We start from the raw sequence: 20,595 nt of genomic DNA, 5'->3' as shown, positions 1-20,595 counted from the left end.
ATCTCCTTAGGCGGCTTTCGATGCGTGTTCGGCGGCCAGTTCGGCCGCGTGCGCGGCCTGCGGCACCTCGACGATGCGCTGGACGAAAATGCCCGGCGTCACGATGTGTTCCGGGTTCAGCGCGCCGAGCGGCACGACTTCCGACACCTGCACGATCGCGACCTTCGCGGCGCTGGCCATGATCGGCCCGAAGTTGCGCGCGGTCTTGCGATACACGAGATTGCCCCAGCGATCGCCCTTGTACGCCTTCACGAGCGCGAAATCGGCGTGGATCGGCGTCTCGAACACATACGGCTTGCCGTCGATCACGCGCGTTTCCTTGCCTTCCGCGAGCTTGGTGCCGTAGCCCGTCGGCGTGAAGAAGCCGCCGATGCCGGCGCCCGCCGCGCGGATGCGCTCCGCGAGGTTGCCCTGCGGCACGAGCTCCAGCTCGATCTCGCCCGCGCGGTACAGCGCGTCGAACACCTGCGAGTCGCTCTGGCGCGGGAACGAACAGATGATCTTGCGCACCTGCTTCGCCTTCAGCAGCGCCGCGAGGCCGGTCTCGCCGTTGCCCGCGTTGTTGTTGACGATCGTCAGGTCGCGCGCGCCCTGTTCGATCAGCGCGTCGATCAGCTCGGACGGCATGCCGGCCGTGCCGAAGCCGCCGATCATGATTGTCGCGCCGTCGTGGATGTCGGCCACCGCCGACTGAAGCGATTCGAAAATCTTGTTGACCATGTCTCTTCCTGATACGAACCCGCGGCTCGATGCGCGGCCTGTCGAGGGGACACGCGCGTGCCGCGTGCCGCGCCGGGGCCGATATCGACTCCGGTATTTGTTCGCTATTCGAACCTAGATTCGATTAGCGAACGATGGGCCGATCATAGAGTCGCGCACAGCGCGTTGTCAAGGCGGGTTCCCTCGGGGGCCGCTGCGTCGTCGAACGGCAGCCCGACGTAGTTTTCGGCGAGTGCCTGCGCGGCGGCCCGCGAGCGCGTCACGTATTTCAGCTCGGCAAACTTCAGGCGATTGACGAACGGCGAGTCCTCCGGCGACGAGTGCAGCATGTTCGTCATGAAGTACGAGAAGTGCTCGGCGCGCCACACACGCTCGAGGCAGGTCGCCGAATACGTGTCGAGCAGCGTCGCGTCGCCGTTGCGGTAGCGCGCGCCGAGCGCGCGGGACAGCGCGCGGACGTCGGCCACCGCCAGGTTCATCCCCTTCGCGCCGGTCGGCGGCACGATGTGCGCGGCGTCACCGGCGAGGAACAGGCGACCGTGCTGCATCGTCTCGGATACGAAACTGCGCATCGGCGTCACGCTCTTCTGCGTGATCCGGCCCTCGGTCGGCGTCCAGCCCGTGTCGTTCGAGAAGCGCGTGTGCATTTCGTCCCAGATCCGCGTGTCGGACCATTCGGTGAGGTCTTCGTCAGGCTTGCATTGCAGGTACAGGCGCGTGACCGTCGGCGAGCGCATCGAGAACAGCGCGAAACCGTTGTCGTGATGCGCGTAGACGAGCTCGTCGAGCGACGGCGCCGCGTCGGCGAGGATGCCGAGCCACGCGAACGGATAGACACGCTCGAACGTGTTCAGCCGCTCGGCCGGAATCGTCTGGCGCGCGATGCCGTGAAAGCCGTCGCAACCGGCGATGTAGTCGCAGTCGATGCGGTCTTCGCGGCCGTCGGCATGCTTGAACGTGACGAACGGGTGCTCCCCTTCGACGTCGTGTAACGCGACGTCGCTCACTTCGAAATGCATCGCGTGGCCATGCTCGACGCCGGCTGCGATCAGGTCGCGCACGACTTCATGCTGGCTGTAGACGGTGATCGCGCGACCGCCGGTGAGCGCGGACAGGTCGATGCGATGGCGCTGGCCCGAGAACAGCAGCTCGATGCCGTGGTGTTCGAGCCCTTCGCGACGCATCCGGTCGCCGAGGCCGGCGTCGTTCAGCGTGTCGACCGTGCCCTGCTCCAGCACGCCGGCGCGGATGCGGTTCTCGCAGTATTCGCGCGAACGCGCTTCGACGAGGATGGAATCGACGCCTTGCAGGCGCAGCAGATGGGAAAGCAAAAGGCCGGACGGACCGGCGCCGATGATGGCGACCTGGGTGCGCATTGTTCGTCTCCTGAACATTAATTCGAATCGTCGAACACATTTGAGCGCTTTCCCGACTATGCGGCAACGCGATTCAGGAGATATGTTGTATACGTTTTGACGATACTGGCCTGGCGATGGATGCGCTCGATCTGAACCTCATTCCCTACCTCGTCGCGCTCGACGACACGCGCAACGTGAGCCGCGCGGGCGACCTGCTCGGCGTCAGCCAGCCGCGCGTGAGCACGGCGCTCGGCCGCCTGCGCGAGTATTTCGGCGATCCGCTGTTCGTGCGCACCTCGCGCGGGATGGAGCCGACGCCGCGCGCGCTCGCGCTGCTGCCGGCCGCCCGCGACGCGCTCGCGCAGATTGAACGCGGCCTCGTCGCGCCGCACGACTTCGACCCGGCGGCGAGCACGCATACGTTCTCGATCGCGCTGTCGGACGTCGGCGAGATCGTGTTCCTGCCGAAGCTGCTGCAGGCGTTCGCGACGCGCGCGCCGCATGCGAACCTGCGCTCGGTCTCGCTCGCGCACGACGAGGTCGGTCGCGGCCTCGAAGCCGGGACGCTCGATCTCGCGGTCGGCTACTTTCCCGATCTCGACGGCAACAACTTCTTCCAGCAGCGGCTGTTCACGCACCGGTTCGTGTGCCTGATGCGGCGCGGCCATCCCTTCGAACAGGCGCCGCCGTTCACGGTCGAGCAGTTCCTCACGTGCGGGCACGCGGTGGTGCGCGCCGAAGGCCGCAGCCAGGAAGTGCTCGAGAAGTACCTCGCGAAGCAGCGCATGCAGCGCCGCGCGGTGCTCGAGACGCCACACTTCATGAGCCTGCCGTTCATCCTGAGCCGCACCGACCTGATCGCGACGGTGCCGCACGCGATCGGCTATGCGTATGCGGCCGAGCACGCGTTCATCGTGCCCGTCGAGCCGCCGCTCGCGCTGCCGCGCTTCGACCTGAAACAGCACTGGCATCGCAAGTACCACAACGATCCACGCACCGCGTGGCTGCGCGGCGTCGTCGCGTCGCTGTTCAACGACGAGCAGGACGAATGGCCGAAGTGAGCCAGGGCCTGTTCCCGCGAATAGTGCGCGTTCCCCCGTTTGAAGAAATTCATTCGTGGGGCCAGCGCAAACCCGCTATTAACGGGAACAGGCCCTAGCCCTCGCACGCGACCCGCGAAAGCATGAAACAATGCCCGGATTCCGCGCCGCCCCGGCGGCGGCATTCGATGGAGCAGATAGATGGGTAAAAAGAAGTCCGCGCGGCCCGAGCCGGCCGCATCCCGCCCGAGCCGTGAAGAAGCAGAAGACGCAGTTCGCGTGCTGTTGCGCTGGGCCGGCGACGACCCGGCACGCGAAGGCCTGATCGACACGCCCGCACGCGTCGTGCGCGCGTACGAGCAGTTCTTCGCCGGCTATGCGCTGGAGCCGCGCGACATCCTCGCGCGCACGTTCAGCGAAGTCGACGGCTACGACGAAATGATCGTGCTGAAGGACATCCGCTTCGAGAGCTACTGCGAGCACCACATGGTGCCGATCATCGGCCGCGCGCACGTCGCGTATCTGCCGAATCATCGCGTGGTCGGCATCTCGAAGCTCGCGCGCCTCGTCGACGCGTTCGCGAAGCGCCTGCAGATCCAGGAAAAGATGACCGTGCAGATCGCCGACACGCTGTTCGACGTGCTGCAGCCGAAGGGCGTCGGCGTGATCCTCGAAGCCGCTCACCAGTGCATCTCGACGCGCGGCGTGCACAAGCCCGGCGTCGAGATGGTCACGTCGCGCATGCTCGGCACGTTCCGCACCGATCCGTCGACGCGGCGCGAATTCCTGTCGATCGTCGCGAATCCTTCTTCAGTGAACCTGACGAATACGTAATGGCGCAGACGAAGCAAGCGGCGCACGCGCCCGTCGTGCTCGTGACCGGCGCCGCGCGCCGGGCCGGGCGCGCGTTCGCCGAGTATTTCGCCGCGCACGGCTATCGCACCGCGGTGCATTACGACCGTTCGGCCGATGCCGCGCAGGCGGCGGCCCGCGCGATCGCCGAACGCGGGCACGAATCGGTGGCGTTGCAGGCTGATCTGTCGGATGCCGCGCAGATCACCGCGCTGATCGACCAGGTGTATGCGCGCTTCGGGCGCCTCGACGTACTCGTCAACAATGCGTCGGTATTCTGGCAGGACCATTTCCCGAGCTTCGATCTCGCGGCGTTCGACCAGGCGTGGGCCGTCAACTGCCGCGCGCCGATCCTGCTCACGCGCGCGTTCTACGAACGAGCCCGCGCGGCCGGCACGCAGGGTGTCGTCGTGAATGTGGTCGACCAGAAGATCAAGGAAAACTTTCACCGCGACCATTTCAGCTATACGGTCGCGAAAGCCGCGCTCGGCAACCTCACGCAGATGCTCGCGCTGTCGTCCGCGCCGGTGCTGCGCGTGAACGCGGTATTCCCCGGGCTGATGCTGCCGAGCGACGACCAGACGCAGGCCGACTTCGAACACGCGAGCCGCGCATCGACGCCGCTCGCGCGCATCGCAGGCCCCGACGATGTCGCGAGCGCGATCCTGATGCTGACGGGCAACGCGTACAACGGCGTGGATTTCGTCGTCGATGCGGGGCAGAACCTGATCCGCGTCGACCAGGACGTGCTGTACAAGCACCGCGCGCCCGACGGCAAGCACTGACCGACGGCGCGGCGGCGGCCGGCGGCCGAGCGCCGCGTTACGGCTTCTCGGCGCTCCCGCCTTCGCGCACCTTGCCTTGCGCGACGCTCGTGCCGGCCGGCACGCTGTGCGTGAGCCACACGTTGCCGCCGATCACCGAGCCGCGCCCGATCGTCACGCGGCCGAGAATCGTCGCGCCCGCATAGATCACCACGTCGTCCTCGACGATCGGGTGCCGCGCATTGCCCTTGACCAGCGCACCGTCGCCATCGGCCGGGAAACTCTTCGCGCCGAGCGTGACGGCCTGATACACGCGCACGCGCTCGCCAATGATCGCGGTCTCGCCGATCACGACGCCCGTGCCGTGGTCGATGAAGAAGCTCGGGCCGATCTGCGCGCCCGGGTGGATGTCGATGCCGGTAGCCGAGTGGGCGATTTCATTGATGAACCGCGCAAGCAGCGGCACACCAAGCCGGTGCAGCGCGTGCGCGAGCCGGTGGTGCATCATCGCCAACACGCCGGGGTAGCACAGCAGGATCTCGGTGATGTGCTGCGCGGCCGGATCGCCCGCATACGCGGCCTGGATATCGCTGACGAGCAGCGCACGGACCGCCGGCAACTGCCGGCCGAATTCGCGCGCGATTTCGAACGCGCGTTCGTCGAGCTCGGCGAACGGTGTATCGGCATGCTCGGGCAGGAACGGCAGCGCACGGCGGATCTGTTCGGACAGAATGCGCAGCGTGCTTTCGAGCGTGTGGCCGACGTAGAAGTCGACGCTTTCGTCGGTCAGATCCGGTGCGCCGTAATGCGTCGGAAACATCGACGCGCGCAGGCCGGTCACAATCTTGCAGATCGCATCGCGCGACGGCAGTTCGCGGATGCCGCGCGGATGACGCGTGCGATGGAGTTCCTCGCGCGACTCGCGCAAGCCGGCAACGATTTCTTCAAGGCCCCACTGACGGGCGGGTGATGTCGACATATGCCAATGCAGGCGGCCGCGCTCGGTCGCACGGCCGCTAATAAAGTGACGGGTTCCGCAAGATTACCGCGTTTTTTGTCAGGCGGCGGCCCGCCGGGGATCGGCCGGACGGCCGATGGCGCCGAATCGCGGCGGCGTCAGATCGTGATGCTGCTCGCGTCGATCCACCGCACGGCCCAGTCGCGCGCGTGCGCGATCGCGGCGCCTTCGTCGTGGAACTGGAGCTCGATCGGAAAAAACCGGTTCGCAACGAGCTCCCCGTCGCTCGATCGGGAGATCACGACGTAGGGCTTGAACGAACCGTCACTGGCGCGCGCGGGCGCGCAATTCAACAGATAACCGCGGTGCGTGAACGCAGTAGTCGCTTGCATGAATCGGCCACCTCTAGTCCCTTGCTTTGTTGTTCACTACCCGTCTTTAAGGGTGCTGCGGCGCCCCCGGCGCGGGCAGAGGCGGCGCGACCGAATCCCCTGTCGCCGCTTCGCAGGAAAAGAATCATACTCTGTAGAAAACGGGTCTTCTAGCTGAAATAAATCATGACAAATCAGTGCGCGTCGCGCGACCGCGGCGATCGCCCGCGCGCCTTTTCCCGTCACGCCCGGAACGGGATTTGCTTCGATCCGGAACGCTTCGCCGCGAGGAGAGCCGAGATGGAAACATCCGGTCAAACCGATCGTTTGCGCCCGCGCAGCATCGAGCTCGACAACGACGACACGCACGACAGCACGGTCGACACCGACGGCAAGAACCGCGAGGCGTCGCGCCTCGCCGGCGGCGGGCCGATCTCGCCCGACGAGATCACGCGCAGCAACGCGTCGCTCGTCAATGCGATGCCGGAAGCCGGCGACGGCTTCGCCGGTTTCGACAGCCGCCCCGGCGGCAATCATCCGGCGTTCGCGCTGCGCGCCGGCTACATGGTGATCGAGAAAGGCTTCGACGCGCCGCCACCCATGAGCGATGCGCTGTTCGGCCCCGTCCACCGGATGCACGGCAGCGCGTACTGGCCCGGCCACCAGCGGCGGCCGGAGCGCGTATTCGAGCTGACGGCCGTACCGAAGTAGCCGGCGCGGCGTTTGAATCGATCGTTCGTTTGCGAACCGGCATCGGTCGATGGCGGATGGCTGCGGATCGGTGCGCGCGACTGTGCGCCGACCGCGCACGGATCACTGCGCGCGGCAAAAGCGGACGATTCCACGCAGCGGCACCGGCGGTTTCATGCCTGCCGTGAATCGCACCGACGCACATGCGTTGATCGAGGTCATGTCGAAACGGCACGGTTGCGATTGAATGGCGACGGGGGCGATGCGTCCGCGTGACTGCCGCGCCGCGCCGTGTCGATGCGACCGGCGTGCGCGGCAATGCGTGTGCACGTGCCGCACGCGACACCGATGCTTGTGCATGCCATCCCGTCGACGCTGCGGAAGGCGGCGGCAACCACGCCGCACGACGCGCGTCACACGGCGCGCGGCGCGCGGCGCGCGGCGGAGCATGCGTCGCGTGCATGGCCGTGCGCCACAGAAACGGCAGCGGTGCCGCCGCGCGGCACGGCCGGCACCTCACTGCAAAGTCCCGGTCATTGGTTTACTCTGCCTCGCAGCATTGCACATTGCGCATTGCCCAGCCCGATCGGCCATCCGGCCGACTTCGTTTCAACCCGCCACTCGGAGACACTATGTACAAGCGTATTCTGGTTGCCGTCGACGGCAGCGACACGTCCCGCCATGCATTCGATGCCGCGCTGGCGCTCGCGAAATCGCACGGCGCCGAGCTGCAACCGTTCTACGTCGTCGAGAACGCCGCGATCTACTACAACGTGCCCGGCTACGATCCGTCCGTGCTGCGCGATCAGCTCGTCGCGCAGGGCAATGCACTCGCGAAGGATTTCGCGACGCTGATGCAGGCAGCGGGCGTGAAAGGCGAGACGAAGCTGAGCGAAGCGACGTCGCTCAACGACGTGTCGTCGCTGATCCTCGACGGTGCGAAAGCATTCGGTGCCGATCTCGTCGTGCTCGGCACGCATGGCCGCCGCGGGTTCCGCCGCCTCGTACTCGGCAGCATCGCCGAGCAATGCGTGCGCCACGCGACGCTGCCCGTGCTGCTGATTCCGGCGGCCGCCAACGTCGACGAACCGGCAGCATGAACGGCGTTCGGCATGCGCGGCCGGTCGCGACGTTTTGTCACCCGACAGCGGCAAGTTGCGGTGGGACAATGATTCCGTCGATTCAACGCCGGAGTAAACGATCATGCTGACGCCCGTCGCCACACGTCCCGCCGCCACGCCTCATGCCGGTAGCTGGGCTCCTCGCCAGGCCGCGCACTGCTCGACGTGCGCCATGCGGCACCTGTGCATGCCGCAGGGCCTGGCGCCCGAAGCGCTCAGTCGCCTCGAGTCGGTCATCTGCGCGGCGCGCCCCGTCAAGCGCGGCGAAGCGCTGTTCCGCGAAGGCGACGCATTCGACAACCTGTACGCGGTGCGCTCGGGTTCGCTGAAAACCGTCGCGACGCGCCACGACGGCCGCGAGCAGGTCACCGGCCTGCATCTCGCCGGCGAAGCGCTCGGCCTCGACGGCATCTGCGACGACACGCATCCGCGCACCGCGGTTGCGCTGGAAGACAGCTCCGTCTGCGTGATCCCGTATAGCGCGCTCAAGACGCTGTGCTCGGAAGCCGGCTCGATGCAGTTGCGCATGCACAAGCTGATGAGCGAACAGATCGTGCGCGAAACGTCGCAAACGATGCTGCTCGGTTCGCTCAATGCCGAAGAGCGCGTCGCCGCGTTCCTGCTCGACGTATCGTCGCGCTACCTGAAGCGCGGTTACTCGCCGTCGGAGTTCAACCTGCGGATGACGCGCGAAGACATCGGCAGCTACCTCGGCATGACGCTCGAAACGGTCAGCCGCACGCTGTCGAAATTCCAGAAGCGCGGCCTGATCGAAATGCAGGGCCGCCACGTCCAGATCGTCGATTTCGACGGCCTGCATCACGTCTGATGCCGCACGGCGCGCGCCTCGCGCGCCGCCCGCTTCGCGTCACCAATCAGTCGAGAAACAGCGCGGCACGTGCCTTCAGCGCCGCGCTGAAATCGTCGAGCCAGCCGATCGACAGGCGCCAGCTCTGCCAGTACAGATCGATGTCGACGGTTCGTCCGCGCGACATGTCGACCAGTTCGCCCGCCGCCAGCTGGCGGTCGACCATCCGGTCCGGACACATTCCCCATCCCAATCCCGTTTCGCACGCACGCAGGTAGCCCGCGACGTGCGGTATCCAGTGCTGCGGCGGATCGAGATCCGCACGCGTCACGCGCCGGATGAAACGCGCCTGCAGCCCGTCCTTCGGATTGAACATCACGCACGGCGCGCGGCGCAGCGCATCGCGCGTAATGCCCGCGTCGAAGTAGCGTTCGTAAAACGCCGGCGAGCACACCGCGCGATAGCGGATGCGCCCGAGCCGCTCCGAGCGGCAACCCTGGATCGGCTCGGCCTGCGCGGTCACGGCGCCCTGCACACTGCCGTCGCGAATGCGCGAAGCCGTGTAATCCTGGTCGTCGATCACGAGGTCGAGCAACGTCTCGCGCTCCGTGCAGAACGGTCCGACCGCGTCGATGAACCACGTCGCGACGCTGTCGTCGTTGACGGCCACACGCAACGTCGGCCACGCGCTCGCGATCTGACCCGGCAGCGCCGGCATCCGGCCCCCCAGTTCGGCCTCGAGCAGTTGCACGCGCTCGGTGTGCCGGCACAGCAGCGCCCCCGACGTCGTCGCGACGCACGGCTGCCCGCGCTTGACGAGCACGCTGCCGACCCGTTCCTCCAGCAGCTTCACGCGCTGCGACACCGCCGACGCCGTGACATTCAGCTCCTTGGCCGCCCGTTCGAACGAGCCGTGCCGGATCACGGCCGCGAGGGCATCGAGCAACGCGTAGTCGAGCATTAGATTTCCTTAATCTGCATTAGGTGAATTAGCTTCTCTTATTTTCATGCTGACCGCAGACTAGCGCTACCCGATTCATCCGTCCACTGCTTCTACTGCTGTCACTCTCCATGAACTGGCTCGCTTTTTCCCACGGCGCCGCACTCTGCGGATCGCTCATCGTCACCATCGGCGCGCAGAACGCCTTCGTGCTGCGGCAGGGCATCATGCACTCGCATATCGGCAAGATCGTGCTGCTGTGCGCGCTGTCCGACATGATCCTGATCGGCGCCGGCGTCGGCGGCGCATCAGTGCTCGTCGAACGCTATCCGACCTTCGTCCACGTCGTGCTGTACGTCGGCCTCGCGTATCTCGCATGGTTCGGCATCAACGCGCTGCGCCGCGCGTTCAAGCCGGGCCACGAAACGCTCGACGTGCGCGGCGACGCGGTCGCGCCGCCGCCGCAAAGCGGCCTGGCGATCGTGCTAATGACGCTCGCGTTCACGTGGCTGAACCCGCACGTGTATCTCGACACGTTCCTGCTGATCGGCACGGCCGGTGCGCGCGAGCCGGAAGGCACGCGGCTCGCGTTCGCGATCGGCGCGATGTCGGTCAGCGTCGTGTGGTTCCTCGGGCTCGGTTACGGTGCGCGACTGCTGGCACCGTGGTTCCGCAAGGCTGTTGCGTGGCGCGTGCTGGACGGCGCGATCGGCAGCATGGTGCTGTTTCTCGCGGCCGTGCAGTTGCGCTGACCGGCTCACCGTCGCACGGGCGGCCGCTTGCCGCCCGTCGTCCCGCCCGCTCCGGCGCTACACCGGAGCCCCCTTCCCGCCCTTCCACCCGCTCCCGCCCACGCGCGGTTCCGCGCCCCGTCGCGCCAGCCGCGACAAAAAATCGGTTCCCGATCGAACGCAGCCACACGAAGCGCTCACGCAGCGGACGGGGTGTCCGTCATCCGCGTCAAACCGTCCGTCATCGCGACGGCGCACCGCCTGCACAAATCGAAGCGATCGGCGAGAATGTCCGGCGTCCCGCGACAACGGCGTGACCGCACCGCGTACCCCGTCGTCTCGCCGCGATCGTTTCGGCCCATCCCGCAGTTCAATTCCGTCACCCCGCAGATATCGGAGCAGAACATGGCACTACGCACCCTCGGCACGTCGAACATCCAGGTTTCGCCGCTCGCGTTCGGCGGCAACGTCTTCGGCTGGACCGTCGACGAGAACACGTCGTTTGCGCTGCTCGACGCGCTCGCCGACACCGGCATCAACTTCATCGACACGGCCGACGTCTATTCGGCCTGGGCCCCCGGCAACAGCGGCGGCGAATCGGAAACGATCATCGGCAAGTGGCTCAAGCGTTCCGGCAAGCGCGAACAGGTCGTGATCTCGACCAAGGTCGGCCTGCTGGCCGCGCGCGCGGGGCTGACCCGGGACAACATCCTGAAAGCCGCCGACGATTCGCTGCGCCGCCTGCAGACCGACTACATCGACCTGTATTTCTCGCACAGCGATCTCGCCGATTCGGCCCCGCTCGAAGAAACGCTCGGCGCCTATCAAACGCTGATCGACGCGGGCAAGGTGCGGATCATCGGCGCATCGAACTACAGCGGCGCACGGCTGCGCGAAGCCGCCGACATCAGCAAGCGCGACGGCCTCCCCGCGTACCAGGTCATCCAGCCGGAGTACAACCTGCTCGACCGTGCCGACTACGAGCGCGATCTCGAACCGGTCGTGCGCGACCTGAAGCTCGGCGTCGTCAACTACTACGCGCTCGCGAGCGGCTTCCTGTCGGGCAAGTACCGCAGCGAGGCCGACCTGAAGAAGAGCGTGCGCGGCGATCGCGTCGCCGGGTATCTCAATGAACGCGGGCTGTGCATTCTCGCCGCGCTCGATGCGGCGGCCGACAAGCACGGCTCGCAGCCCGCCGCGATTGCGCTCGCGTGGCAGATCGCGCGGCCGACGATCACCGCGCCGATCGCGAGCGCGACGTCGCTTGCGCAGCTGGAATCGCTCGGCGAAGCGATTCGCGTCACGCTCGATCAGGACGACATTCGCCGGATCGACGAGGCGAGCGCAGGCTGAAGTCGGTGGCGGGCCGGTCGATCGGATCGCGCCGTCGGTGCGGTTCCGCGACCGGCCGGTGTCATGTGCGCGCCCGTGTCGCCGCATTGGCGGATGCGGGCAATCCGGGACTGCCGGATGGATACAATGGCGTGCGCCCGGGCGGCCTGCCGCACGGCCCGGCATGGCCGGACCGATATCCGTGACGCCCCGGACCCACACCACGCACACCGACCGCCCATGCCCAGGAACGCCCGTCGCACCCGCTACGTCCACCCGTTCGCCGCCCTGCTCGCCGTGCTGTCCGCGTGCGTGCCAGCCGTGTCCCGCGCGGGCTGGTACGAAGTCGTGAACTACACCGGCACGATCGGCAATGCACCCGTCCACGTATCGCTGCAGACCTACGACGCCATCAACCGCAACGACGCGGGCCGCTGGCGTGTCGACGGCAGCTACTACTACGACGCGCATCGCAAGCCGATCCCGTTACGGGGCCACCGCGAGCCCGACGGCCGCATGACGCTGTGCGAAGCGTCGCCGCCCACGTCGACCGCCGAATCGCCGGTCGTACCGGCCGCCTCCCCGTCGCGGCCAAAACCTTGCCCGATTGCGCTGAACATCGCCGGCCATGCGGCGACCGGTACATGGGACGACGGCCGCAAGACATTCCCGATCACGCTGAACGAAGTCGGACGACTGAACGACCACGATCAGGATCACCTCCAGCTCGACGGCACCGTCGATATTCCGATGTGGTATCACACGAAGACACACATGCTGGTCGGCGTCTATGCGCTGTCCGACGGGTGCGGCATTGCCATGCAGTCGCTGCGGGCCGTGAACATCGCGACGGGCCGCACCGAGCGCACGATCCCGCTCGCATGCGACGCGGGGATGGTGATGACGTCGATCTACGCGAACGTCACCGACGCGCAACGGCCCGGCCATGTGACCGTCGAATTCCGCGACAACCGGATGGGTTACGAGCAGGACGTTTCGCTCGGGCTGACGTCGTCTTCGTCGAAATAAGCCGGCGACACCTGTCTGCAGTGCGTACCGACATGCACGCCACCTAGACGAAAACCGTCGTCGTGTTTTGACCGGCACGGCCACTTGTGTTGACTCAGCCGGACATCGATCGTGCGCGCAGCCGCAACGCCCCGCCGCAAGCGCGTCACACGCCTGCCCCGGGTCTTTCACGGATTGACCGCGCCATTCGACCTGCCCGAGACTGCGCCGCTCGGGCGGTCATTGGGAGAACGTCATGCCGGACACCAGCACGGAGATCGCCACGATCTCGACGCGCACCGTGCGCGGCCACGAGCGCGTCGACTTCTGGGTCGACCATGTCGCGCGCACGCTCGTGCGGATCGAATGCAGCGGCAAGTCGTCCGAAGGCATCGACGCGACGCTGCGCAAGCGCGACCTCGGGCTGTTCGCCGCCTGCGACATCGTCGCGAACCGGCATGCGGTCGTGCGCACGTCGCACAACATCCATGCGGACCAGCGCGACGCCGTGTTCATCTGCCTGATGCACGCAGGGCAAGGCTATACGTTCCAGGACGTCGACTGCATGCAGCACGGGCCCGGCGATCTCGTCCTCTACGACACGTCGATGCCGTACGGCCACGGCTTTCCCGCCGACATGGCAATGACCGTGCTCGACGTGCCGCGCGACGTATTCGAGGCGCGCGTCGGCCCGTGGCGCTACCGCAGCCTCGTCAAGATCGACCGCGACGACGGCGTCGCATCGTGGGCCGTGCGGCAGGTCTATGCGCTGCTCGCCGCGCCGCAGGAGCCGACGCCCGATGCGCGCGAACGACGCGCCGCCGCGATCCTCGATCTCGTGCAGTCGATGCTGCGGCTGCGCGACGGCGACGCGTCGCCGACCAAGTCGACCGTCCACACGCTGTCGCGCGCCAAGGCGTTCATCGACAGCCATCTCGCCGACGACGACCTCGACAGCCAGTCGGTGAGCCGCGCGATCAACCTGTCGCCGCGCCAGCTCGCGCGCGTCTTCGAGATCGAAGGGATGCCGCTCACGCGCTACATCCTTGCGCGGCGGCTCGAACGCTGCCGCGCCGACCTGCGCGACCGGTCGCTGAAGCACCTGACGGTCAGCGAGATCGCGTTCCGCTGGGGCTTCAACAACAGCGCGCACTTCAGCCGCAGCTATCGCGCGCGCTTCGGCGAGACGCCGAGCGATACCCGCGCGCCGGTGCCGGCCGACGCGCGCTAATCCGCCACCTGCCACCCACCACCCGCCACCGTGTCCCTGCGAGGCAAGCACGGCGTCCGTCCCGGTCAAATGGGGCCGCATAGCGGTCGCTAAGCTGGCTTCCTGCGCGGCGGCACTCGTTTCGCCGCCCGACAGCAAGGAGAAGAAGCGGGATGGAGACGTACGACCATATCGTCGTCGGCGGCGGTTCGGCCGGCTGCACGGTCGCGCATCGGCTGGTGAAGGCCGGCAGGCGCGTGCTGCTGCTCGAGGACGGCCCGAAGGACGACAGCCTGTTCATCCGGATTCCGGCGACGTTCATCCGCGTGCTCGGCACGCGGCGCACGGTCACGTTCGAGAGCGAGCCGCAGCCCGGTGCGGCGGGACGCAAGACCTACGTGCCGCAGGGCCGCACGCTGGGCGGTGGCAGTTCGGTCAACGCGATGTTGTACGTACGCGGCACGCGCGACGACTACGACGACTGGGCCGCGCTCGGCTGCACGGGCTGGGGCTGGGACGACGTGCTGCCCGTGTTCAAGCGCGCCGAATCCCACCTGCGGCTCTCCGAGCCGTTTCACGGCACCGACGGGCCGCTGAAGGTCGGCGACACACGCTTCCGGCATCCGTTGAGCCTCGCGTTCGTGAAAGCCGCGCAGGAAGCCGGCATCGCGTACAACGACGACTTCAACGGCGCCGCGCAGCATGGCGTCGGCTTCTACCACACGACGATCTTCGATGGGCAGCGCGGCAGTACCGCGGCCACCTATCTCGCCGACGCGCTCGGCCACCCGAACCTGCGCGTGCTGACCGGCTGCCGCGTCACGCGCATCCGGTTCGACGGCCGGCGCGCGACCGGCGTCGAATGGCGGACGGAAAACGGTGCGACGGGTTCGGCCACCGCGCGCGCCGACATCGTGCTCGCAGCCGGTGCGCTGAGCACGCCGAAGCTGCTGATGCTGTCGGGTATCGGGCCCGGCGCGCACCTGCACGCGCACGGCATCGACGTGCTGCACGACAGCCGCGACGTCGGCGCGAACTACCAGGATCATCTCGAAGTCTCGATCTACGGCCGCAGCCACGCGCCCGTCAGCCTGCTGGGCGAGGATCGCGGGCTGAAAGCGCTGCGGCACGGGCTGCAGTGGATGCTGTGCCGCACGGGCCTGCTGACGTCGAACGTCGTCGAATCCGGCGCATTCGTCGACACGACCGGCAGCGGCCGCCCGGACATCCAGTTCCACGTGCTGCCGACGCTCGTCGGCGACGTCGATCGCGAGCCGCTGCCCGGCCACGGCCTGTCGATCAACCCGTGCCTGCTCAGGCCGCGCTCGCGCGGCTCGGTGCAACTGCGCGGCAACGATCCGGTCGCGCCGATCCTGTTCGACAGCGGCGCGCTGTCCGACCCGGCCGATGTCGACGGCCTCGTGCGCGGCGTCGCGCTCGCGCGGCAGATCATCCGTGCACCGTCACTTGCCCGCATCGTGCGCGAAGCCGAGACGCTGACCGACGCGGCACTCGCCGACTACGTGCGGCACCGCGCGAAAACCGTCTATCACCCGGCCGGCACCTGTCGCATGGGCAACGACGAGCATGCGGTCGCCACGCCGCGCCTGTCGGTGCAAGGCGTCGACGGATTGCGGATCTGCGATGCGTCGGTGATGCCACGCATCGTGTCCGGCAACACGAACGCGCCGACGATCATGATCGCGGAGCGCTGTGCCGAGTTCATGCTGGCGGAGTAACGCAACGCGGCGCGCTGGCGCTTTCGTTCACGACAATAAAAAAACGGCGCGTGAGACACGCGCCGCCGCTCCATCTGCATCAATCGCCGGAATCAAGACCCGGCCGCGCGTGCCGCCTCGCGCAGCGCCATCGGCGACGCACCATAGCGCTCGCGAATCGCACGGCTGAAGTGCGCCTGGCTCGAGAAGCCCCAGCGAAACGCGATTTCGCCGACGCTCGTCTTGCGCAGCCGCACATCGGTCAGCTCGCGATGCGCATGCGACAGCCGCTCCGACCAGATGTGCTGCGTGATCGACTCGCCTTCGGCCGCGAAGAGCCGGCTCAGATGCCGCAGCGACAGCCCGACCGCGTCGGCGACGGCCTGCGGCCCGAGTTCCGGGTCACCCAGGTGCGTCGCGATGTACTGCTTCGCGGTCAGCAGATACGACAGCGACGCGCGTGACGCGCCCGCGCCGTTCACTTCCGCATCGATGAGTTCCGCGATCAGCGCGCGTGTGTGTTCGGCGAACCGCGCGGCGTCGCCCTCGACCGGGTCCTTCATGAACCGCTCGACGCTCGCGCGCAACGTCGCGCCGAGCATCGCGCCCGCGCCCGGTTTCGGTGCGATCCGCAGCGGCAGCGCCGCCAGTTCCGCATCGAGCCGGTGGTCGAACGTCGTGATCGGGATGTCGATCAGAAGCTGCCGCATCGGCGTCAGGAATCCGAACAGATAAGGCACGCGCGTGTCGTAGACGACGACATCGCCGGCTTCCGCGAGCAGGCACCGGTCGCGCTGGATGAAATACGCGCGCCCGCTCAGGAGCTGGCATGCGAACAGCGACTCCTTCGGCAACTGGCGCACATGCACCGGGCTGCGCTCGATCACATGATCCTGGCCGCTGATATCGGCGACGCGCAGGTCGGTCAGCGCGAGGTCGGTCTTCTCGACCTCGAGCCCGCCCGGCGACAGCGACGAGCAGCGCAGGCCGACCAGCGTGGCCGCGTTGAAGGCATCCCAGTACGCCATCCGGTCGCACGCCGGCACGCCGGCCGTCGAGCCTCGCGTGCGGGAAAAAACCGTCGAATTCGTCACGTCGCCTCCTGCTGGCGCCTGTCGTGCGGAGCGGCACGGTTGGGGGAATGATTCGTCTGAATATTGGCGCGGCGCCATGTCCGGCGCGATCAAGCAATTCGTCCAGCCCAGTCAAGAGCGGCGCGCACCGGCTGGCTAAAGTCGAGCCCACGACACCCATACACAAGGAGACGAACCGTGGTCGACCAAGCCGTAGCCGAATTCTGGCAAACCATCCCGCCGATTGCCAATCCGTTCAAGCCCGATGCGCTGCCAGAAGCATACATCCCGAACGCGGCCACCGACGACGAGCGCTATTACGTTCCGTTCACCGAAACGGTTTCGTCGCGGCCGCTGTGGATCTCGCCGTCGCAGAACAAATGGTGCGACATCCTGATGGCAAAGGAAGCCGGGCTCGTGAACCGGCACTATCACCCGCACGAGGTATTCGCTTACACGCTGTCAGGCAAGTGGGGTTATCTGGAGCACGAGTGGACCGCGACGCGCGGCGATTTCGTGTACGAGACGCCGGGCGAGGGCCACACGCTCGTGGCCTTCGATCACCCGGAGCCGATGCGCGCGTTCTTCATCGTCAAGGGGCCGCTGATCTGGCTCGACGAAGAAGGCAATCCTGACGGCTACTTCGACGTGCACTCGTACATCGCGATGTGCAAGGCGCATTACGAGAAGGTCGGCCTCGGCGCGCAAGCGATCGAGAAGCTGTTCCGCTGACGCGCGGCGAGGCTCACCATGACATCCCCTTCCTCCTCCCGTTCCGCATGGACGTACGAGAACAGGCTGCTGCTGATCCTGTTCATGACGTTCGGCTTCGTGTTCTTCGACCGCCTCGCGCTGTCGTTCCTGTTCCCGTTCATGTCGGCCGAGCTGCATCTGACGAACACGCAGCTCGGCATGGTGTCGTCCGCGCTCGCGCTCACGTGGGCATTGTCCGGTGCCGCGACCGGCGCGTGGTCCGACGCGCGCGGCACGCGCAAGCCGCTGCTGATCGCGGCCGTGCTCGGCTTTTCCGTGTGTTCGGCGCTGTCGGGGCTCGTCGGCGGCTTCGCGAGCCTGATCGCGTTCCGCGCGCTGATGGGCATCGCCGAAGGCCCCGTGCTGCCGCTGTCGCAATCGCTGATGGTCGAAAGCTCGACGCCGAGCCGCCGCGGGCTGAACATGGGCCTGCTGCAAGGCTCCGCCGCCGGCCTGCTCGGCGCGATGATCGGTCCGCCGGTGGTCATCGGCATCGCGACCACGTACGGCTGGCGCGAGGCGTTCTACGTATCGTGCGTTCCGGGCTTCCTGATCGCGCTCTGCATCTGGCGCTGGGTGCGCGAAGTGCCGCCCGGCGGCGTGCGGCACGCGCAGGCCGATACCACCGGCGCGCCCGCCGCGAGCGGCGCGGCAGTCAGCCGCTGGGCGCTGCTGAAGGAACGCAACATCCTGCTCTGCATGCTGATCAGCTGCTTCTTTCTCACGTGGTTCATCGTGATCATCTCGTTCGCGCCGGTGTTCCTCGTGGAAAGCCGCCACCTGTCGCCGGCCGACATGGGCGTCGTGATGACCTGCCTCGGCGCCGCGTGGGTGTTCTGGGGCTTCGCGGTGCCGGCGATCTCCGACCGGATCGGCCGCAAGCCGACGATGATCGCGTTCGCGCTGATCGCGGCCGTGTGCCCGATCGTGATGATGCAGGCCGGCTCGCTGTGGGCGCTCGGCGCACTCGTGTTCGCCACGTACACGGGCCTCGGCTGCTTCACGCTGTTCATGGCGACGATTCCCGCCGAAACGGTGCCGCCGCGCGCGATCGCCAGCGCGCTCGGCCTGATCATGGGCGCGGGCGAGCTGATCGGCGGCTTCGTTGCACCGACCGTCGCCGGCTTCGCGGCGGACAAGTACGGCCTGCAGTTCGCGATGTGGACGTCGGCTGCCGGCGCGATCCTCGCGTGCGTGCTGTCGTTCGGCCTCGTCGAAACCGCGCCCGCCGTACTGCGCAAGCGCGCGCTCGCCGGCACGGCCGCGAGCCGTCTCGATGCACAGAACCTCGGAGGGCGCTGACATGCGGGCACTTCAATGGCATGGCCCGCGTGACGTCCGTCTCGTGGAAATCGACACGCCGCGCGTCGGCCCCGGCGACGTGCGCATCGCGATCGCGTATTGCGGGATCTGCGGCAGCGACCTGCACGAATATGCGGACGGCCCGCATGCGATACCGGTCGACACGCCGCATCCGCTGTCGCGCCGCACCGCGCCGCTGACGCTCGGCCACGAGTTCTGCGGCACCGTCGTCGAAGTCGGCGACGGTGTGACGGCACTGCGCGCGGGCGATCGCGTCGCGGTCGAGCCCGAGTATCGCTGCCATCAGTGCGCGTACTGCCGTTCGGGGTCGTACAACCTGTGCGTGTCGATGGGCTTCGCCGGGCTGATGGGCGACGGCGGGATGGCCGACTTCGCGGTCGTGCCGGCCTACATGCTGCATCGCCTGCCTGACGGCGTCAGTCTCGAACAGGCCGCCGTGATGGAGCCGGCCGCCGTCGCGTTGCACGCGTTGCGGCGGGGCGAACTGCGGCTCGGCGAGACCTGCGCGGTGTTCGGGCTCGGCCCGATCGGCCTGCTGCTGATCATGCTCGCGAAGCTGCAGGGGGCGACGACGATCGTGGCTGTCGACGTGTCGCCCGAACGGCTTGCGGCAGCCGCGCGCTTCGGCGCGACGCATACGTTCGATGCGCGGGCACTCGGTGCCCCCGCGCTGCAGGACGCGATCCGCGCGGCCACGGGCGGGCTCGGCGTCGACGCGAGTTTCGAAGCGGCCGGGCTGCCGGCCACGTTCGAATCGGCGATGCAGGCGCTGCGCAAGGGCGGCCGCGTCGTGATGGTCGGGCTGATGCCGCACGCCGGCTTCGACGCGTTCCGCGCGGTCAACGACGAGCTGACGTTCACGGCGAGCGTCGGCTACCGGCATGCGTACGAAGACCTGCTGCGTATCGTCGCGTCGGGCGCACTCGACCTCACGTCGATCGTCACGCGCACCGTGTCGCTCGAAGAAGCCGTCGCCGACGGCTTCGACGCGCTGCTCGCCGACCGCGCGCAGATCAAGATCCTCGTTTCACCCGCGCAACGGCCGGCCCGTCGCGCACATACCATCGGGAGTGTCGAGCATGAGTCGTCAGTGGGCGTATGAGGGACAGTCCGTCGTCGTGACGGGCGGCACATCGGGCATCGGTGCGCGCACGGCGCTGCGCTTCGCGGAGGCCGGCGCGTCGGTCGTCGCGCTCGGGCTCGATGCGGCCGGCCCGCATGCGCCCGTGCATGCGGGCATCCGGTGCGTGGCACTCGACGTGACCGACAGCGATGCGCTGACGCGCACGATCGCGGCGCTGCCGCGGCTCGACGTGCTCGTCAACGGCGTCGGCATCAGCCGGCACGCGGACGAGTACCGGATGGACCAGTTCGAGCGCGTGCTGAACGTGAACCTGACGTCGGTGATGCGGGCATCCGACGCCGCACGGCCGGCGCTGTCGGCACACGGCGGCAGCATCGTCAATGTCGCGTCGATGTACACGTACTTCGGCAGCAAGGACCGCCCCGCGTACAGCGCGAGCAAGGGCGGCATCGCGCAGCTCACGCGCTCGCTTGCGCAGGCGTGGGCAGATCGCGGCATTCGCGTGAACGCGGTCGCACCCGGCTGGATCGACACACCGCTCAGCAGCGGCCTGATGGCCGACACGCAGGCGTCGCGCCGCATCCTCGAGCGCACGCCGCTCGGGCGCTGGGGCACGGCCGACGAAGTCGCGGACGTGATCCTGTTCCTGTGCTCGCCCGGTGCGTCATTCGTGACCGGGGCGATCGTGCCGGTCGATGGCGGGTATTCGACGGTCTAGCGCGCTGTTCAACGGGCATCGGC

The 20,595-nt window shown here is 67.6% G+C and carries 21 protein-coding genes; 15 read left to right on the top strand and 6 right to left on the bottom strand.

Features of this window, described 5'->3' with window-relative positions:
• Nucleotides 1–6: 6 nt before the first annotated feature.
• Nucleotides 7–720: a 3-oxoacid CoA-transferase subunit A gene (locus tag JYJ84_RS03010; RefSeq protein WP_122948411.1), complete on the bottom strand. Its 714-nt coding sequence runs from the start codon at nucleotides 718–720 to the stop codon at nucleotides 7–9.
• Between the two features lie 143 nt (nucleotides 721–863).
• Entirely contained in the window at nucleotides 864–2,096 is a 1,233-nt protein-coding gene (pobA, locus tag JYJ84_RS03005) for a 4-hydroxybenzoate 3-monooxygenase (protein WP_175223554.1), read from the bottom strand.
• Nucleotides 2,097–2,212: 116 nt separating this feature from the next.
• Between pobA and JYJ84_RS03000 the strand changes: the two genes are divergently transcribed.
• The 3 genes from JYJ84_RS03000 (at nucleotide 2,213) to JYJ84_RS02990 (ending at nucleotide 4,755) form a co-directional block, all read left to right on the top strand.
• Entirely contained in the window at nucleotides 2,213–3,139 is a 927-nt protein-coding gene (locus JYJ84_RS03000; RefSeq protein ID WP_122948409.1) for a LysR family transcriptional regulator, read from the top strand.
• Nucleotides 3,140–3,319: 180 nt separating this feature from the next.
• Nucleotides 3,320–3,952: a GTP cyclohydrolase I FolE gene (folE, locus tag JYJ84_RS02995; protein ID WP_011356720.1), complete on the top strand. Its 633-nt coding sequence runs from the start codon at nucleotides 3,320–3,322 to the stop codon at nucleotides 3,950–3,952.
• Nucleotides 3,952–4,755 (top strand): SDR family oxidoreductase, encoded by an 804-nt coding sequence (locus JYJ84_RS02990; RefSeq protein ID WP_122948408.1) that lies wholly within the window; start codon nucleotides 3,952–3,954, stop codon nucleotides 4,753–4,755. The genes folE and JYJ84_RS02990 overlap by 1 nt, the downstream gene beginning before the upstream one ends.
• Before the next feature lie 37 nt (nucleotides 4,756–4,792).
• Here JYJ84_RS02990 and epsC read toward each other — a convergent pair whose 3' ends face one another.
• Both epsC and JYJ84_RS02980 read right to left on the bottom strand, forming a co-directional pair.
• The gene (epsC, locus tag JYJ84_RS02985) at nucleotides 4,793–5,713 is read right to left on the bottom strand and encodes a serine O-acetyltransferase EpsC (RefSeq protein ID WP_122948407.1); all 921 of its coding nucleotides are present in this window, start codon (nucleotides 5,711–5,713) and stop codon (nucleotides 4,793–4,795) included.
• Between the two features lie 137 nt (nucleotides 5,714–5,850).
• Nucleotides 5,851–6,084, bottom strand: a complete 234-nt coding sequence (locus JYJ84_RS02980; RefSeq protein WP_043186155.1) for a hypothetical protein — start codon at nucleotides 6,082–6,084, stop codon at nucleotides 5,851–5,853.
• A 279-nt stretch (nucleotides 6,085–6,363) separates the two neighbouring features.
• Between JYJ84_RS02980 and JYJ84_RS02975 the strand changes: the two genes are divergently transcribed.
• The 3 genes from JYJ84_RS02975 to fnr all read left to right on the top strand — a co-directional run bounded on the left by JYJ84_RS02975 (nucleotide 6,364) and on the right by fnr (nucleotide 8,703).
• On the top strand, nucleotides 6,364–6,774 hold the full coding sequence (locus JYJ84_RS02975; protein WP_122948406.1) for a DUF3005 domain-containing protein: 411 nt from the start codon (nucleotides 6,364–6,366) through the stop codon (nucleotides 6,772–6,774).
• Nucleotides 6,775–7,385: 611 nt separating this feature from the next.
• Complete coding sequence (locus tag JYJ84_RS02970) at nucleotides 7,386–7,853, top strand: universal stress protein (RefSeq protein WP_122948405.1); 468 nt, start codon at nucleotides 7,386–7,388, stop codon at nucleotides 7,851–7,853.
• Between the two features lie 103 nt (nucleotides 7,854–7,956).
• A complete protein-coding gene (gene fnr, locus JYJ84_RS02965) occupies nucleotides 7,957–8,703 on the top strand; it encodes a fumarate/nitrate reduction transcriptional regulator Fnr (protein ID WP_011356726.1) in 747 nt (248 codons plus the stop codon).
• Between the two features lie 46 nt (nucleotides 8,704–8,749).
• On the opposite strand, the gene JYJ84_RS02960 is transcribed toward fnr, so the two are convergent.
• On the bottom strand, nucleotides 8,750–9,643 hold the full coding sequence (locus JYJ84_RS02960; protein ID WP_122948404.1) for a LysR family transcriptional regulator ArgP: 894 nt from the start codon (nucleotides 9,641–9,643) through the stop codon (nucleotides 8,750–8,752).
• 110 nt (nucleotides 9,644–9,753) lie between these two features.
• On the opposite strand from JYJ84_RS02960, the gene JYJ84_RS02955 reads away from it, so the two are divergent.
• From JYJ84_RS02955 to JYJ84_RS02935, 5 genes are all read left to right on the top strand, one after another.
• Nucleotides 9,754–10,374 (top strand): LysE/ArgO family amino acid transporter, encoded by a 621-nt coding sequence (locus tag JYJ84_RS02955; RefSeq protein ID WP_175223555.1) that lies wholly within the window; start codon nucleotides 9,754–9,756, stop codon nucleotides 10,372–10,374.
• A gap of 384 nt (nucleotides 10,375–10,758) precedes the next feature.
• Nucleotides 10,759–11,706, top strand: a complete 948-nt coding sequence (locus tag JYJ84_RS02950; RefSeq protein ID WP_175223556.1) for an aldo/keto reductase — start codon at nucleotides 10,759–10,761, stop codon at nucleotides 11,704–11,706.
• Nucleotides 11,707–11,925: 219 nt separating this feature from the next.
• Nucleotides 11,926–12,714, top strand: coding sequence for a hypothetical protein (locus tag JYJ84_RS02945; RefSeq protein ID WP_236027565.1), 789 nt, complete (start codon nucleotides 11,926–11,928; stop codon nucleotides 12,712–12,714).
• A 235-nt stretch (nucleotides 12,715–12,949) separates the two neighbouring features.
• Nucleotides 12,950–13,924 carry a helix-turn-helix domain-containing protein gene (locus JYJ84_RS02940; RefSeq protein ID WP_122948400.1) on the top strand — a complete coding sequence of 325 codons (975 nt, stop codon included), beginning with the start codon at nucleotides 12,950–12,952 and terminating at the stop codon, nucleotides 13,922–13,924.
• Between the two features lie 152 nt (nucleotides 13,925–14,076).
• Complete coding sequence (locus JYJ84_RS02935; RefSeq protein WP_122948399.1) at nucleotides 14,077–15,642, top strand: GMC family oxidoreductase; 1,566 nt, start codon at nucleotides 14,077–14,079, stop codon at nucleotides 15,640–15,642.
• 92 nt (nucleotides 15,643–15,734) lie between these two features.
• Here JYJ84_RS02935 and JYJ84_RS02930 read toward each other — a convergent pair whose 3' ends face one another.
• Nucleotides 15,735–16,715, bottom strand: a complete 981-nt coding sequence (locus JYJ84_RS02930) for a helix-turn-helix domain-containing protein (protein ID WP_122948398.1) — start codon at nucleotides 16,713–16,715, stop codon at nucleotides 15,735–15,737.
• 177 nt (nucleotides 16,716–16,892) lie between these two features.
• Here JYJ84_RS02930 and JYJ84_RS02925 point away from each other — a divergent pair, with 177 nt between their 5' ends.
• The 4 genes from JYJ84_RS02925 to JYJ84_RS02910 are packed head-to-tail and all read left to right on the top strand — an operon-like array spanning nucleotide 16,893 to nucleotide 20,572.
• Nucleotides 16,893–17,426, top strand: a complete 534-nt coding sequence (locus JYJ84_RS02925; RefSeq protein ID WP_122948397.1) for a 2,4'-dihydroxyacetophenone dioxygenase family protein — start codon at nucleotides 16,893–16,895, stop codon at nucleotides 17,424–17,426.
• A gap of 18 nt (nucleotides 17,427–17,444) precedes the next feature.
• Nucleotides 17,445–18,749 carry an MFS transporter gene (locus JYJ84_RS02920; protein WP_122948396.1) on the top strand — a complete coding sequence of 435 codons (1,305 nt, stop codon included), beginning with the start codon at nucleotides 17,445–17,447 and terminating at the stop codon, nucleotides 18,747–18,749.
• A 1-nt stretch (nucleotide 18,750) separates the two neighbouring features.
• The gene (locus JYJ84_RS02915; protein WP_122948395.1) at nucleotides 18,751–19,872 is read left to right on the top strand and encodes a 2,3-butanediol dehydrogenase; all 1,122 of its coding nucleotides are present in this window, start codon (nucleotides 18,751–18,753) and stop codon (nucleotides 19,870–19,872) included.
• Nucleotides 19,850–20,572 (top strand): SDR family NAD(P)-dependent oxidoreductase, encoded by a 723-nt coding sequence (locus tag JYJ84_RS02910; RefSeq protein ID WP_122948394.1) that lies wholly within the window; start codon nucleotides 19,850–19,852, stop codon nucleotides 20,570–20,572. Before JYJ84_RS02915 ends, JYJ84_RS02910 begins: the two co-directional genes overlap by 23 nt.
• The last annotated feature ends 23 nt before the right edge of the window (nucleotides 20,573–20,595 follow it).

Source organism: Burkholderia sp. LMG 13014 (assembly GCF_905232215.1).
Lineage (GTDB): Bacteria > Pseudomonadota > Gammaproteobacteria > Burkholderiales > Burkholderiaceae > Burkholderia.
The sequence above is the reverse complement of the archived record's forward strand: the minus strand, read 5'-3'. Positions and strand labels throughout refer to the sequence as shown.

Bases quoted from the DNA above. Each gene is read 5' to 3' on its own strand.
- JYJ84_RS03010 (WP_122948411.1), bottom strand. From the start codon at position 720: ATGGTCAACAAGATTTTCGAATCGCTTCAGTCGGCGGTGGCCGACATC.
- pobA (WP_175223554.1), bottom strand. From the start codon at position 2,096: ATGCGCACCCAGGTCGCCATCATCGGCGCCGGTCCGTCCGGCCTTTTG.
- JYJ84_RS03000 (WP_122948409.1), top strand. From the start codon at position 2,213: ATGGATGCGCTCGATCTGAACCTCATTCCCTACCTCGTCGCGCTCGAC.
- folE (WP_011356720.1), top strand. From the start codon at position 3,320: ATGGGTAAAAAGAAGTCCGCGCGGCCCGAGCCGGCCGCATCCCGCCCG.
- JYJ84_RS02990 (WP_122948408.1), top strand. From the start codon at position 3,952: ATGGCGCAGACGAAGCAAGCGGCGCACGCGCCCGTCGTGCTCGTGACC.
- epsC (WP_122948407.1), bottom strand. From the start codon at position 5,713: ATGTCGACATCACCCGCCCGTCAGTGGGGCCTTGAAGAAATCGTTGCC.
- JYJ84_RS02980 (WP_043186155.1), bottom strand. From the start codon at position 6,084: ATGCAAGCGACTACTGCGTTCACGCACCGCGGTTATCTGTTGAATTGC.
- JYJ84_RS02975 (WP_122948406.1), top strand. From the start codon at position 6,364: ATGGAAACATCCGGTCAAACCGATCGTTTGCGCCCGCGCAGCATCGAG.
- JYJ84_RS02970 (WP_122948405.1), top strand. From the start codon at position 7,386: ATGTACAAGCGTATTCTGGTTGCCGTCGACGGCAGCGACACGTCCCGC.
- fnr (WP_011356726.1), top strand. From the start codon at position 7,957: ATGCTGACGCCCGTCGCCACACGTCCCGCCGCCACGCCTCATGCCGGT.
- JYJ84_RS02960 (WP_122948404.1), bottom strand. From the start codon at position 9,643: ATGCTCGACTACGCGTTGCTCGATGCCCTCGCGGCCGTGATCCGGCAC.
- JYJ84_RS02955 (WP_175223555.1), top strand. From the start codon at position 9,754: ATGAACTGGCTCGCTTTTTCCCACGGCGCCGCACTCTGCGGATCGCTC.
- JYJ84_RS02950 (WP_175223556.1), top strand. From the start codon at position 10,759: ATGGCACTACGCACCCTCGGCACGTCGAACATCCAGGTTTCGCCGCTC.
- JYJ84_RS02945 (WP_236027565.1), top strand. From the start codon at position 11,926: ATGCCCAGGAACGCCCGTCGCACCCGCTACGTCCACCCGTTCGCCGCC.
- JYJ84_RS02940 (WP_122948400.1), top strand. From the start codon at position 12,950: ATGCCGGACACCAGCACGGAGATCGCCACGATCTCGACGCGCACCGTG.
- JYJ84_RS02935 (WP_122948399.1), top strand. From the start codon at position 14,077: ATGGAGACGTACGACCATATCGTCGTCGGCGGCGGTTCGGCCGGCTGC.
- JYJ84_RS02920 (WP_122948396.1), top strand. From the start codon at position 17,445: ATGACATCCCCTTCCTCCTCCCGTTCCGCATGGACGTACGAGAACAGG.
- JYJ84_RS02915 (WP_122948395.1), top strand. From the start codon at position 18,751: ATGCGGGCACTTCAATGGCATGGCCCGCGTGACGTCCGTCTCGTGGAA.
- JYJ84_RS02910 (WP_122948394.1), top strand. From the start codon at position 19,850: ATGAGTCGTCAGTGGGCGTATGAGGGACAGTCCGTCGTCGTGACGGGC.